The sequence below is a fragment of the Alloprevotella sp. oral taxon 473 str. F0040 genome, assembly GCF_000318095.2.
Lineage (GTDB): Bacteria > Bacteroidota > Bacteroidia > Bacteroidales > Bacteroidaceae > Alloprevotella.
On sequence record NZ_KB290710.1, the window covers coordinates 45,277 to 58,613 of the forward strand.

The window sequence follows — 13,337 nt, forward strand, 5'->3', positions numbered from 1 at the left end:
GTGAAAGCAAAAAGTGCAAAATCGCTGTAATGCGTATACGCGCCCGCGCGTGAACAACGCATGGATGCTTGGTAAAATCTAAAAGCTGGAGTAAGGGGTGTGGCTTGTTTCCCTTGCCAAAGATTTGAATGAAAGTTAATGCTTTCTGTATTTCGTCTGATTAGTGTAAGAATGACTTGGTTTTGCGATATGGGGTTTGCAAAACGTGTGGATGGAAAAGAAAATCTTTCTCTTTTTGCCTGTTTTTTCACTCTTTGCCCTGATATCGTCCCATATACTTATAGAGGGAATGATATACTTTTAAAATTTACATATATGGCGAAAAGTGAAAAATCTAATTTAAGAAGACTGGTGACTCTATTGTGTGCTATCCTCAGTGCTATGGAGTGGCAAGTCAGCAGGTGGAGGCTGAGGATACGGAGTGTGCTCCATGCAAACAGCCCTGCACTTACGGCACACCTGCTTAGTGAGAAGACGAGTGTGGTAAGTGTAGGGCTGTTTGTTAGCGTGAGTAGCGCAGGAAACTGCGACTCTAAGAAGGTCGACTCTGTTAGTAAAGGAAACCGAAGAGCCAGAGTGGAATTTCGTTGTCTCCGCGACCCACCTCGGTGTTGTAGCGTGCCAAAACGATGTTGGGATCGCTCTTTACGCGCTTACTGCGATCGCACACTTGAATGTCAGTGTTGTGGTTGATGCGGTAGATGCTGTCGCGCTTTCCTTTGTTGACCGTGTGGTGTCGCCACAAGGAGTTGACAAAGAAGGTCTCCATGATGGTTTGCTCAGAAATCTGTGGAGAATAGATGGAATAGAGCAAGTTGGGATTATGGAGGAGCACGGAGGCAGGCTTTTTGGGGAAGCATTCATCTTCTTTGTAGATGAGGTTCACCAAGCGGGCTTCTTCAAGATACTTCAAGTAGTTCATCACCGTGGCGCGTGAGGTGCCGATTTCTTCGGCAAGACGGCTCACGTTGGGAGCTGTGCTGTCGCTCACTGCGAGGAGATAGAGCAATTTCTTGATACGCTCGAGATATTTGAGTTCAATCTGCTTGATGAAGAGGATGTCGATTTCGATCATCGTATTCATACCGCGCAGGAGTTGCTCGATGAAGTTGCTGCTTTCGAGGAAGAAAGGATAATAGCCGTGGTGGAGATATTGTTGGAAATACTCCCAAGGACGTACTTTGGGCAAGATGCTCTTGAGGATAGACTTATGGTCTTCGAGCAATTCTTTGAGCGTATAGGCGCGGAAGTTTTCACCTGTGCGCAAGTTGATAAACTCACGGAAGGAGAAACCATGCAACCAATACTGCTGTGCCAAGGTGTTAAGCTCAGTGTGGTCGTTGTCGCCACCGCGCACGGAGGTGGTGGAGTAGACAATGCGCAGATAGGGGAATCGGTTGTAGCATTCGATAATCTGCTCACGCCAGTTGGGTAATTTGAAGGCTTGGTCAATCAATAGCACCTGACCGCCGAGTTTAATGAACTCTGCTGCAAAATCCACCAACTTTCGTCCTTGGAAATAAAAAGAGTTCATGTTGGCGTAGAGGCATTGGCGCAAGCGAGGGTCAAAGTTCTCCTTGGCATAGGTGAGCAAGAATTGTGTGCGACCTACGCCACGGGGACCACGAATGCCGATGAGTCGATAGCTCCAGTCAATGGTGTCCATCAGACCTCGCCGTATGGGCGAATTAGTATGCTCTACAAGGAAAGCGTGTGATTGAAAAAAAGTCTCCATAGTTCTCGGGCTGTGAGTTGTGTATCGAGAAATGATGATGATGATTTAAGCGCAAAATATCGCTACCTATTTATCATCTTACATGCAAAGTTAATATATTTCCTCGAAACTGCAAACTGTATATATCAAAAAATGAGATTATCTGCTATTTTCTTGCGTTTGTGGGGGTGTTTTGCGGTGCTTAGTGACACAAGCTCCTTAAAATCGTGAACAGGTTTCTCTTTAAGAGTTCTTTTCACACCCAAGGCTGAGTTCAGCTTTTACTTCATTTATTGACGAGGATTGGATGTTTTTAGATTAAGCTCTGTTTATAAAAGTTTACGGGAGGAGGGCTTGAGTGACGGGATAGCTATTCTCTCTACGCTAGTTACTGTGTTTTTGCACAGCAAAGCGACACCAGCGCATGAAACGCGGTGTCGCCAAGATATGTGTGTCTTGCGAAGTGTAGTGGCTTAGTTGAGATAGGGTGCAATGAATGAAAGGTAAATCACTGCTGCTGGGATAGCCAAAAGGGCAGAGTCGAAGCGATCGAGAATGCCTCCATGGCCAGGAAGGAGTTGTCCGCTATCTTTGATGCCAAGCTGGCGTTTGAAGAGGCTTTCCACCAAATCTCCCCATGTGCCGAACACGCATACCACTAGACCAAGGCCTAGCCATTGGGGGAGATTGAGCAACTCAGGGCGGAAGTGCCATAACACTGCTGCAACTACAAGGGTGAGCACCCCACCACCAATGCTGCCTACCCATGATTTCCCTGGAGAAATGCGGGGGAAAAGCTTGGCTTGGAAATATCGACTCAAAGTAGAGCCTACGAGATAGGCCCCACTGTCACTGCTCCATAGGAAGAAGAAAATGGAGAGTGGGAGCAACCAATCATAGCGTACGTCTTGCATCTTCACATCATAGCGATAGGCTAGGAAGGAAAGCATGGCCAAGGGTAGGGCTATGTAGAGCTGAGCTGCAAAGGAGTATGCCCAGTTTTTCAACGGATTGCTCTCACGTCTATAGAGTTCGCTGATGAGGAGATAGAGCAGTGTGCCAACAAAAGGAAGGAAAGAAGCATAGTTGGGCGTGCGTGAACTGCATTGGCTCACGGCAAACACCAAAGCCACGGCTGCTGCTGTGGTGATGAAGGCATTGACAGAGGCTCCAGCATGGCGATTGACATTGGCCGAGAACTCCCAAACTCCCATGCCTGCAACGAGGGCAAAGAAGAGCGTGAAGGAAAGTTCGCTCCAAATCATGCTGCCTACCAAGGCCGCTACAAAAAAGATGCCTGTGATGGTGCGAGTGACTAAACTTTTCATTGTTGTTCTTGGGGGGGGGGAGCTTGGTAGGACAATGATTCAGAAGTGTCTTCTGTATCTCCTGAAGGAGTGTTAGGCTCATTCAAGGAAGGTGCTGAACTGGTGGAGTGAGTGTGGTCCGATGGTTCCTCAGTAGTTAGCACCGCTAGCTTTGCGGCTTCTTCGGGGCTCTCTTCTAGAATTACATCGGCACGACTCTTCCATGGGCGTGGCCCAAAGATGTTTTCAACATCGGCTGCGAAAATCACTTCGTGCTCGCAGAGTAAATCGGCAAGTTCGTTGTGCTTAGCTGCATTGTCGCGGAGGAGTTGTTTGGCTCGTTCGTATTGTGCGTTGATGAGCTGTTGCACTTCGTGGTCAATGCGGCGTGCGGTTTCTTCAGAATAGGGCTTCGTGAACTGCTCTTGATTGGAATAGTAAGAGAGATTGGGGAGGCCTTCTCCCATGCCTAAGTAGGCAATCATGCCATAGGCACGCTGAGTGACACGTTCGAGGTCGTTGAGTGCACCGCTAGAGATGCGACCGAGGAATACTTCTTCTGCTGCGCGACCAGCAAGGGTGGCGCAAATCTCGTCGAGCATTTGTTCTTTGGTGGTGATGCTGCGCTCTTCGGGGAGGTACCATGCAGCACCCAAAGATTGACCGCGAGGCACGATGGTGACCTTGATGAGGGGATTGGCATGCTCGATGAGCCATGACACGGAAGCATGACCTGCTTCGTGAATGGCGATGGCGCGCTTTTCTTCTTGAGTCATCACCTTAGTACGCTTCTCCAATCCACCGATGATACGGTCTACTGCATCAAGGAAGTCTTGTTTGGTGACAGACTCGCGGTCGTGGCGCGCTGCGATGAGGGCAGCTTCGTTGCATACATTGGCAATGTCTGCACCTGAGAATCCTGGAGTTTGGCGTGCCAACAATTCGATGTCAAGACCTGGTTGCAATTTGAGAGGGGCAAGATGCACTTGGAAAATGGCTACGCGCTCGGTCAAGTCGGGGAGGTCGACATGGATTTGACGGTCGAAACGGCCTGCACGCAGAAGTGCCTTGTCCAGCACATCAACACGGTTGGTAGCTGCGAGGATGATGACGCCTGAGTTGGTGCCAAAACCATCCATCTCAGTGAGGAGTTGGTTGAGCGTGTTTTCGCGTTCGTCGTTGCCACCAAAGCTCGCACCTTTAGAACGGGCACGGCCTACAGCATCAATTTCATCGATAAACACGATAGAAGGTGCTTTCTCTTTGGCTTTCTTGAAAAGGTCGCGCACACGGCTAGCACCTACACCTACAAACATTTCCACGAAGTCAGAACCACTCATGGAGAAGAAGGGTACAGCAGCTTCTCCTGCTACGGCTTTAGCTAAGAGAGTTTTACCTGTTCCGGGAGGGCCTACGAGGAGAGCACCTTTGGGGATTTTACCTCCGAGTTCGGTGTATTTGGCTGGGTTTTTCAAGAAGTCCACGATTTCCTGTACTTCTTGTTTGGCACCTTCTTGGCCAGCTACATCTTTGAAGCGCACTTGTACCGCGTTGTCCTTGTCGTATTCTTTAGCCTTGCTTTTGCCTACAGAGAAGATGCCACCTCCAGCACCACCTCCAGCACCGCGGAGCATGAACCACCAAAACCCAATAAGGAGTATGATGGGGAAGAGGCCAGAGAGAATGTTGAAGAAGATGGAGTTATTTTCTTCATAAGTGAGCTTTCCCTTGTAGTTGAGAGAGTTGAGGTAGTCTTCTACCTTGTCTGTGGAAGGATAGCGTGAGCTAACAGTGGGAGCCTTCCCGAGCTGCTGCACACCTTGTCCAAAAACTTCGCGTGCCTTTTCGGGAAGGATGGTGATTTCCACCTCTCCATCGGTTTTGTTGACTACGATATTTTTGGTGTAGCCTTTCGCTATATAGGTTTTGATTTCTGAATAGCTTACCTCTTTGGTGGCACTTCCTGGGTGCATGTTACCTTGCCAGAGGATGACACCTAGAGTGGCAATGATGATGAGGTAGAGCCAGTTGAGATTGAACCGCGGCATTTTAGGCTTCTGTGGTCGTTGTGAGGGGGGTTGTGGCATAAGTTGAGTGGGGTTAGCTGAAGATGCTAAATAGTTTTTGTGCGAGTGAGACTCTCCGTTTGATTTCTGTATATACCTTTCTATATATATGACTAATATATTCTGGCAAAGAAACCTAGTGAGGTCATCTGTCATGAAGCCCAGCAGGCTAGGCAGTCTTAGTCAAGATCTGCGATTTCGGTGAGAGCTGCATCGCTCCAAAGGTGTTCGAGGTCGTAGAACTCACGAACTTCGGGGAGGAATACGTGTACCATCACGTTGCCGAAGTCTATGGCCACCCATTGTGCACCAGCACGGCCAGCTACGCCACCAGGGCGTTCGCCAAGTTTTGTGCGTGCCAAGTTTTCGATGTTGTCCACGATACTCTCCATTTGTGCTGGTGAATTGGCAGTGCAAATCACGAAGGCATCGGTGGATGCGGTGAGGATGGGTGTGAGATCAGCAACAACGATGTTGCGGCCTTTTTTATCTTGGATAGCTTCGATGATAATGTCGATGAGATCTTTAGTCATATTCTGAAGTTTGAGATAGAGTGACAAATTGATGGAGTAGCTGTAAGTGCTGCTTGCTGGAAAATAAGGGAGCAAAAAGCGTGCTAATGTCTAATTATCTGCCACAGAGAGTTTGTTTTTTAGAGAATGTTGAGGTTTGGAGTGCGTGAAGTGCACAAAATTCTCCCTTACCATGCAGGATGAAAGAAAAAGATGGGCAGGCTGTCAAGCTAGAGTGGTGTCGCGAATCGCGAGAGCAGTGACTAGCAATTAGCTTCTGCTGATCTGTAAACCTTGGGTAGAGAGGGACATATCCACAAAGCGTGCTGAACGCGCTGAGGGATATTCCGTAAGCAATTGTTTAATACGGATGGCGGCATCGGGATCTTTGGCTACCATATATAGATAGCCTCCACCGCCTGCTCCTGGTAGTTTGTAGCCACTGCAAAGGTCGGCTACTCGCTGGCAGAGAGCTGCCACTGCAGGCGGTTCGGTGCCAGCATCGAGGCGTTTGTTTTGATTCCAAGTCTTCGCAACAAGCGCACCAAAGGCAGCGAGGTTGCCCTGCTGGATTACATCGAACATGTCGAGAGCATGCTGTTTCATCTCGTTGAGCAAAAGGAGATGCTCTGCACTGTTCAAAAACATGCCGCGCACTATTTCAGAGAGGATGTGCTTGGCTGTGCGTGTGAGTCCGGTGTAGTAGAGCAAATGACAGGCACGCTGTTCTGGGGCAGTGAAGAGCGTGTCGGGCAACCAGCGAGCAATGGGCGTTTGATCAAAACCAGATTGAGTTTGCAAAAGCTTTACGCCATGCAAGATGCCGCCAAACTGGTCTTGCCATCCGCCACCAGTGGTGAGGAGCTGCTCGAGGATGAGAGTGCGATTGCCTACTGTGGTCTTGTCCCATCCGAGATGGCAGAAATCGCTGAGCGCACCCAAGACGGTGGCTGCAAGAATGCTACTTGTGCCAAGGCCTGAGCCAGCTGGGATAGCAGCTAGGAGGGTGATCTCGATGCCACAACCGAAAGCAGAGAGGGCATCTTGTAGCGTGGCGTGACGTTCTTTGGCAAATTGAGGAAGAAATCCGCACAAAGCTAATGCTGCTTTCGGAATAGAGAAGGGAGAGCCTACCTTGTTGAAAGCTGCGAGTTCTTCGTAGGTGCTGATCTCTTCCATAGCACCGAGATCGATGCTGCGGCACACAATTTTAAGAGAGGAGCAGGGTTTTACATATACCTGCAAAGGGGGCTGTCCATTGAGCTCTATGGCAAGATTCACCACGTTGCCTCCTGAATTGAGACAGAAGGGGGGAGTGTCTGTCCAACCGCCGGCTACGTCGATGCGTACGGCACTGCGCGCCCATACGATTTGGTCGTGATGCACGGCCAATTGGGGTGACTGGCGATGTTGAAGTGCTTCTGCTGTCAAACCTTCGCTGAGGAGCTGGAAGGCTCGATGTTCCTGCACACTGCCATCTTCTCCACGCAAGTCGAGGTAGCGAGAACGAAACATCGCATCACGAATCTGAGGCATCAGAGGAGTATCTTCGGGGAGTGCTGGCGGAAGAACTAAGTCGTTTGTTACGAATTTGTTGGCTGCATCACCGAGGTCTATTTGATAGAACACACTATGGTCGTGGTGTTCGGCAAGGAGGGCTAGATTTTCCTTGCGAAACGCGCAGCGTTGGGTTTCTTGTCGAGACAAATCAGCACGAGCTGCAATGTCGTCGGCAGAAAGACGGGGAAGTGCGCAGAAGATTGCTGAGTAGTCTTCTGTGGGCTGTTCGGACAACATCCAGGCTAGGAGTGACTCTATTTGAGAGCGATCTTTGCAGATGGGGAAAAGCTTTGCAGCTTGAAGGTCGGTTTCGTCTCCTCCTAGGTCTTTTGCTGTGATGTTGTGTGCTGCTATCCAATCGGTCATGGGAAGACCGAGATACTTTGTTGCGGAATTTGCAATCGCACCACGGAAGGCATCGTCAAAACCATAGGGGCGAATGGCCCATCCATCTTCGTCCATTGCAACGATGTCTATGCATTGTCCTGCTTCTAGGTGAAGTGACCAATTGTTTTCTGGCACTCCGGTGATGACGTGGTTGCGTTGTAGTTGCCAAGAAGTGGGGAGGTGCGAATTTTCAACCCAAATGTTTTCTTGCGATTTGTCAAAGTGATATTCCACTCTGGCGTTTTGGGTGAAGATTGAAGGATGGCGTTTGATTTCGCGTTGTAGGATGAGGCGTTGGTCTTTCACCACATTCTGCAGAGCTGTCGTTGAAGCGATGAGCTCGGGGGTGGTGCCAAAGTGGTAGAATTCCCCACCAGGGAGGGGGAGAATGGCCACAGAGAGTTGGGCCAGTTCTGCATCTTCTTGAGAAGGATGCAGTCCGAGAGCGCAACCCATTTGACCATACAAGTCGTAGTTGATACGTTGTCCTTGTGCATCTACAGAACGCTTACGCAAGAGTTCCACTGCCCGGTCTGACAATAGCCAAATGCCGATGTCCATCAAGGCAAAGTGGGTGGAAGATAGCGCATTGAGTTGCTCTAAACTAGGCTTTTGGAGCATGAAGTCCAAGCGTGTGGGGGCGGTTTGGGGCATCATGAAGACACCATGATGCGTGGCTTGTGTGGGTTCTACCCATAATCCATAGCACACTACGTCTGCTTCTGGGATAGTTTGCAGAGGTTGTGTGGTGCGTGTGTAGACATCTCCACTGGCTATGAGGGTGTGGAGGGAGTCAGGAGCTGCTACCATGATGCGCTCATAGAGTGGCAGCTGAAGATCGAGCAGTGTTTGATCAATGCGTTGTCCTCGAGCCCAGCGAAACACAGGGATAGGGAGCATCACTTTACCGCAGGAAGCATACGCGGGTAGGCGACGACTTTGGCCGCCAGCATGGAGGAGGAGGCGTTTTTCGCGAGCAATCCATGTGGAGAAATCCTCTTTCCCCTGCGTATCCTCTTGATAGGCAGCTTCGAGCAACCAAGTAGTGCCTCCGCCACTGCCGAGTTTTTGATCGACAGGGTCGGAGGTACAAAAGTATTCTTCGGCGGAACGTCCGCTCACATTGTGGAATTGTGCCACCACATTGGGAGGCAATGATAGGAGCTTCTTCAATGTCTTTGTTGATTTGCCACAAAGATACATCTTTCTCTGCGGTGGGACAAACATTCTAACGGAAAATACAGGAACCTTCGTGTAGATGCGAGGTTGTTGATTTCCTCACATAATCTTTTGAAACAGGGATGTTCCAAATCATTTTCGAGATTTCCTCAGCTTCATTTGGCCAGCTAAATTGTTTCTTTTAAGTTTGCAGTGTAGCAGATGAAACCTTTGAGGTAAGATGCTTCATGAATAAGATTCTCCTCTGTGTTGTGTTGTCTTTCGTTTTACCCTGTCTTTCGTGAGGAGAAACAGTTTGTGTTTTTCTCTTTTCTATACTTGGAGTTATCCTAGACTCGTCATTTCTATCGTCAGTCCATCATGGGTATATAGAGTAATGATTTAAATGTATAATAATTAAAGCATCGTATGAAACAGTTGTTGACTTTCGCGGTCCTATTCTGTATTGCCATTGCTGAAGGGTTTGGGCAAAAGGTTTGGTATAATCCTATTTCTTCCAGTCAGTTGACCTATATTCAAAACCAAGGATGGAATGAAGATGGTGGGAATTATCATAGATTCCCCAATAGAGCCAAAGGTAAGGTGAGAGATAAAGTTTGGCAGTTGTCTTGCCAATCTGCGGGTCTATCTATTCGCTTCAAAACAGATGCTCATGACATTAGCATTAAATATAAGGTGACTCAGCCTCTGAATATGCCGCACATGCCTTCTACTGGAGTGTCGGGTGTGGATTTATACCGAAGTGATGACCAAGCGTTTTGCTTTGGAAATTATAAGTTTGGTGATACCATCCATTATAACTACAAGGTGGATAAGGAAATTAAGGGGAAGAAGGAGATGGAGTATGTGCTTTATTTACCTCTCTACAACGAGGTGACACAGTTGGAAGTTGGGGTGCCAGTCAAATCTCGTTTTGCGTTTGTCCCTGCTGTCAAAGAGAATCCTATTGTCTTATATGGCACCTCTATCGCTCAAGGGGCTTGCGCTTCTCGTCCAGGTATGGCGTGGGCGAATATCGTGAGTCGAACGCTGAATCGTCCTTTGATTAACTTAGGTTTTTCTGGGAACGGAAAACTGGAATCTGAAGTCATTTCGCTGATTTGTGAGCAGCGGCCTTCGCTAGTGATATTGGATTGTATGCCTAATATGGGGGCTATCGATAGTGCTGAGATTATTAAGCGACTGAAAGAAGCGGTGCATCGCATTAGCAAGCTGCCTAATGTTTATATTTTGGTAGTAGAGCATGCTGGTAATAGCAATGTACTGACTCATCAAGCAGAAGGTGAGAAGAGCGCGCGCTGCAATCAAGCTCAGCAGCAGGCTTATGCACAACTCCAGAAAGAAGGAATCAAAGATTTGTTTTATCTCTCTCAGGCAGAACTCAATATGCATCCAGACTCTTGGGTGGATTATGTGCATCCCTCCGATTTTGGAATGATGCAATATGCCTCTGTCATGAGCAGAAAAATCAAGGATATTATGGAGAGAAAGAATAAATGACTGAAATTAGAGTGCGAAACTTAGGGATGTAGGAGTCCTTTGCAGGCAAAGCTCCCATTGTCAGGGGCTGTGAAATAAATAGAAGTCTATAATCTTGTAGGCAAGGATAAACGACCTTTTGTTAGATATTCTAGGACTTTGAATCAATGGCAACCGTTATCATAGAGTCTGACTCTGTGGTAGCGGTTGTTTTTTTAGATTATGAGGAGAAGTTAATCAAAGTGTTTGGATGGTTTGATAGATAATAAAGCAGAATTGCCTCCTTAATGCTATCCTAATAGATTGGAGGACAAGGTGTCGAAATTGGAAGCAACTTATGGGGGCCTTGTTGTACAACAAAAATAGGGTGTAGTATGATGGAATTTTCAGCCTCTTCGGTTAATTCCTCGTTGTAAAGCAGAAAAATAGTAAAAGATAAACGCCGAATCGTTGAATTCTTTTATAGAGATGTTGTTTTGTAAATGCTTGAAATATAATGTACTCTCTGTTTCTTTAGATATGTCTGACGCGATAAATAAATATTTTTTATGCAGGTTATCCTCAAAAATGAGGAGAAAAACTTGCGGGATTAGAGAAAAGTTGATTATATTTGCAGCAGATTCAATAACCATAGACATCATGATAACGAACAGATTCCTACAACGACTACCGCGTTTAAGCTATCGGCTAAAGATAGCTTTGCTAATCGTTAGTGGGGTTGTGGTGGGTTTAGGTGGACTCTTCCTCTATCTGCTCAGGTTTCACACCTATTTAGGAGATGATCCATCGGCTTGTGTCAACTGCCACATCATGACCCCCTACTATGCTACGTGGATGCACGGTGCACATGCTCGCAACACCACCTGCAACGATTGCCACGTGCCGCACGACAATGTCTTTCGGAAGTATTTCTTTAAAGGTAAAGACGGCATGAATCACGTTTACAAGTTTGTGACTCGCCAAGAACGTCAGGCTATTCGTGCCATCGACGAGAGTGCGGAAGTGATCATGGAAAACTGCGTGCGGTGCCACGCCACCCTTAACACAGAACTGGTTAATACCGGGCGGATTACTTATATGGACGTCAAGTGTGACGCTGGTAAGGCTTGCTGGGATTGCCACAGAGACGTGGCGCACGGCAAAATGAACTCTCTCTCATCTACTCCTGCAGCTGAAGTTCCACTTCCTGATACACCGGTGCCAGACTGGCTCCAAAAAATGATGGAATGAACTTCTTTATTGAAAAAGCATTATTAGGATAACAACATTTCAAAGACATACAATATCATGGCACAACAATTGAAACGCTGGCAAGGATGGCTCCTATTCGGAGGCTCATTAGTTGCAGTCTTCGTTCTCGGGCTCATCGTTTCTTCCCTCCTCGAGCGTCGCGCCGAGGTGGTGAGCATTTATAACAACCGCAAACACATGTTCAAAGACTCTATCGTGTCACAGAATGAAATGTTTGCAGAAGATTTTCCACGTGAATATCAAACGTGGGCTAAGACCATAGATACCACATATCAAGGTGAATTCAACAGCTCGCAGCGTGTGGATGTGCTTGCGCAACGCCCCGAAATGGTGGTGCTTTGGGCAGGTTATTCTTTCGCTATGGAATATAACACTCCTCGCGGTCATAAACATGCCATCGATGATATGCGCGAAATCCTTCGCACGGGTTCACCTGGTGTAGATGGTAAAAAGGACATACAGCCTGGTACTTGCTGGACTTGTAAGAGTCCTGACGTGCCTCGCATCATGCGCGAAAAGGGTATTGCAGAATTCTACAAAGCTCCTTGGAGCAAATGGGGTGACGAAATTGTGAACACTATCGGTTGCTCTGATTGTCACGATGCACGCACGATGAACTTGAAGCCTGCACGTCCTGCACTCTACGAAGCGTGGGCTCGTCGCGGTCAGAACGTGAGCGAGCAGTCACATCAACACATGCGTTCTCTCGTTTGCGCACAGTGTCACACTGAATACTATTTCAAGGGTGATGGCAAATATCTCACTTTCCCACACGATAAGGGTTGGACAGTAGAAGACATGGAGAAGTATTATGACGAAATGAACTATTCCGACTACACCCACAAACTCTCTCGTGCTCCTATCCTCAAAGCGCAACACCCTGACTATGAACTTTGGCGCATGGGCATTCACGGACAACGCGGTGTGTCGTGTGCTGACTGCCATATGCCTTATGTGAGCGAAGGTGGTGTGAAATATACCGATCACCAAATCGTTAGTCCTTTGGCAAAAATCGACAAGACTTGCCAAACTTGTCACCGCGAAGATGCTGAAACATTGCGTCAGAACGTCTATGACCGTCAACGTATGGTAAACGATGTGCGCAACCGTGTGGAAAAGGAATTGGCGAAGGCACATATCGAAGCGAAATATGCTTGGGACAAGGGGGCTACCGATGCTGAAATGAAAGCGGCTCTCCAATCCATCCGTAAGAGTCAGTGGCGTTGGGACTTTGCTGTGGCTAGTCACGGTGCTTCTTTCCACGCTCCACAAGAAGTGACTCGCATTTTGGCGCAAAGTCTTGGTTATGCACAAGAAGCTCGTCTTGCTGTGGCTAAGGTGTTGGCGAAGCATGGATTTACGGGCGATGTGCCTATGCCTGACATCTCAAGCAAGGAAAAGGCGTGGGCTTATATCGGACTGGACGGCAAAAAACTCCAAGCAGACAAAGCCAAATTCCTCAACACTGTTGTGCCTAAATGGGTGCAATCAGCAAAACAAAAAGGCAAACTCATTGAACTCTAATTCCGTGCTATCGGTTTGAGTCGATTAGACCTCTCTTTATGTCGCGGCGACAGACCTCTCCGTCTGCCGCCGCGCTTACTCTCAACGCTTCTCCGCTTTGCTGTGCCACCGTGGCTGTGTCCGAGGTGAATGGAGAGGTTGGTTTTGTGCACAGAGATGATTAACCCCAATCAATCATTAGACCGTTATAGTACGGTTCGTAATTGAAAAGATACCTTCCTGTCATATTTCATTATCTTGTTGGCATCTTGCTTTTCGTTCGTTCTCGCCGTAGCTCGCTACGCCTTCGAACCAACGGTAAACAATCTGCTCAACAATCTAATGAAATCTGTTCAGGATCTAATGACCGATTGGGGTT

General features: G+C 47.8%; 10 protein-coding genes. 4 read left to right on the forward strand and 6 right to left on the reverse strand.

All coding sequences use genetic code 11. The features are described from left to right. The 6 genes from HMPREF9999_RS10685 to HMPREF9999_RS01855 form a co-directional block, all read right to left on the reverse strand. Positions 1 to 251: hypothetical protein (locus HMPREF9999_RS10685; protein WP_009436565.1), on the reverse strand; the 251-nt coding region annotated here is incomplete at its 3' end. A 299-nt stretch (positions 252 to 550) separates the two neighbouring features. After that, on the reverse strand, positions 551 to 1,735 hold the full coding sequence (locus tag HMPREF9999_RS01835; RefSeq protein WP_009436566.1) for an AAA family ATPase: 1,185 nt from the start codon (positions 1,733 to 1,735) through the stop codon (positions 551 to 553). A gap of 452 nt (positions 1,736 to 2,187) precedes the next feature. After that, on the reverse strand, positions 2,188 to 3,042 hold the full coding sequence (locus tag HMPREF9999_RS01840) for a phosphatidate cytidylyltransferase (RefSeq protein WP_009436568.1): 855 nt from the start codon (positions 3,040 to 3,042) through the stop codon (positions 2,188 to 2,190). Continuing rightward, positions 3,039 to 5,108, reverse strand: a complete 2,070-nt coding sequence (gene ftsH, locus HMPREF9999_RS01845; protein WP_232301269.1) for an ATP-dependent zinc metalloprotease FtsH — start codon at positions 5,106 to 5,108, stop codon at positions 3,039 to 3,041. The genes HMPREF9999_RS01840 and ftsH overlap by 4 nt, the downstream gene beginning before the upstream one ends. A gap of 158 nt (positions 5,109 to 5,266) precedes the next feature. Then, complete coding sequence (gene rsfS, locus HMPREF9999_RS01850; protein WP_009436570.1) at positions 5,267 to 5,620, reverse strand: ribosome silencing factor; 354 nt, start codon at positions 5,618 to 5,620, stop codon at positions 5,267 to 5,269. 249 nt (positions 5,621 to 5,869) lie between these two features. Then, positions 5,870 to 8,773 carry a bifunctional fucokinase/fucose-1-phosphate guanylyltransferase gene (locus tag HMPREF9999_RS01855; protein ID WP_009436571.1) on the reverse strand — a complete coding sequence of 968 codons (2,904 nt, stop codon included), beginning with the start codon at positions 8,771 to 8,773 and terminating at the stop codon, positions 5,870 to 5,872. 360 nt (positions 8,774 to 9,133) lie between these two features. Between HMPREF9999_RS01855 and HMPREF9999_RS01860 the strand changes: the two genes are divergently transcribed. From HMPREF9999_RS01860 to HMPREF9999_RS10830, 4 genes are all read left to right on the forward strand, one after another. Then, positions 9,134 to 10,225, forward strand: a complete 1,092-nt coding sequence (locus tag HMPREF9999_RS01860; RefSeq protein WP_009436572.1) for an SGNH/GDSL hydrolase family protein — start codon at positions 9,134 to 9,136, stop codon at positions 10,223 to 10,225. Between the two features lie 618 nt (positions 10,226 to 10,843). Next, on the forward strand, positions 10,844 to 11,434 hold the full coding sequence (gene nrfH, locus HMPREF9999_RS01870; RefSeq protein ID WP_009436574.1) for a cytochrome c nitrite reductase small subunit: 591 nt from the start codon (positions 10,844 to 10,846) through the stop codon (positions 11,432 to 11,434). Between the two features lie 57 nt (positions 11,435 to 11,491). Then, positions 11,492 to 12,979 (forward strand): ammonia-forming cytochrome c nitrite reductase, encoded by a 1,488-nt coding sequence (nrfA, locus tag HMPREF9999_RS01875; protein ID WP_009436575.1) that lies wholly within the window; start codon positions 11,492 to 11,494, stop codon positions 12,977 to 12,979. Positions 12,980 to 13,017: 38 nt separating this feature from the next. Then, the gene (locus tag HMPREF9999_RS10830) at positions 13,018 to 13,143 is read left to right on the forward strand and encodes a hypothetical protein (protein WP_009436576.1); all 126 of its coding nucleotides are present in this window, start codon (positions 13,018 to 13,020) and stop codon (positions 13,141 to 13,143) included. Positions 13,144 to 13,337: the final 194 nt, after the last annotated feature.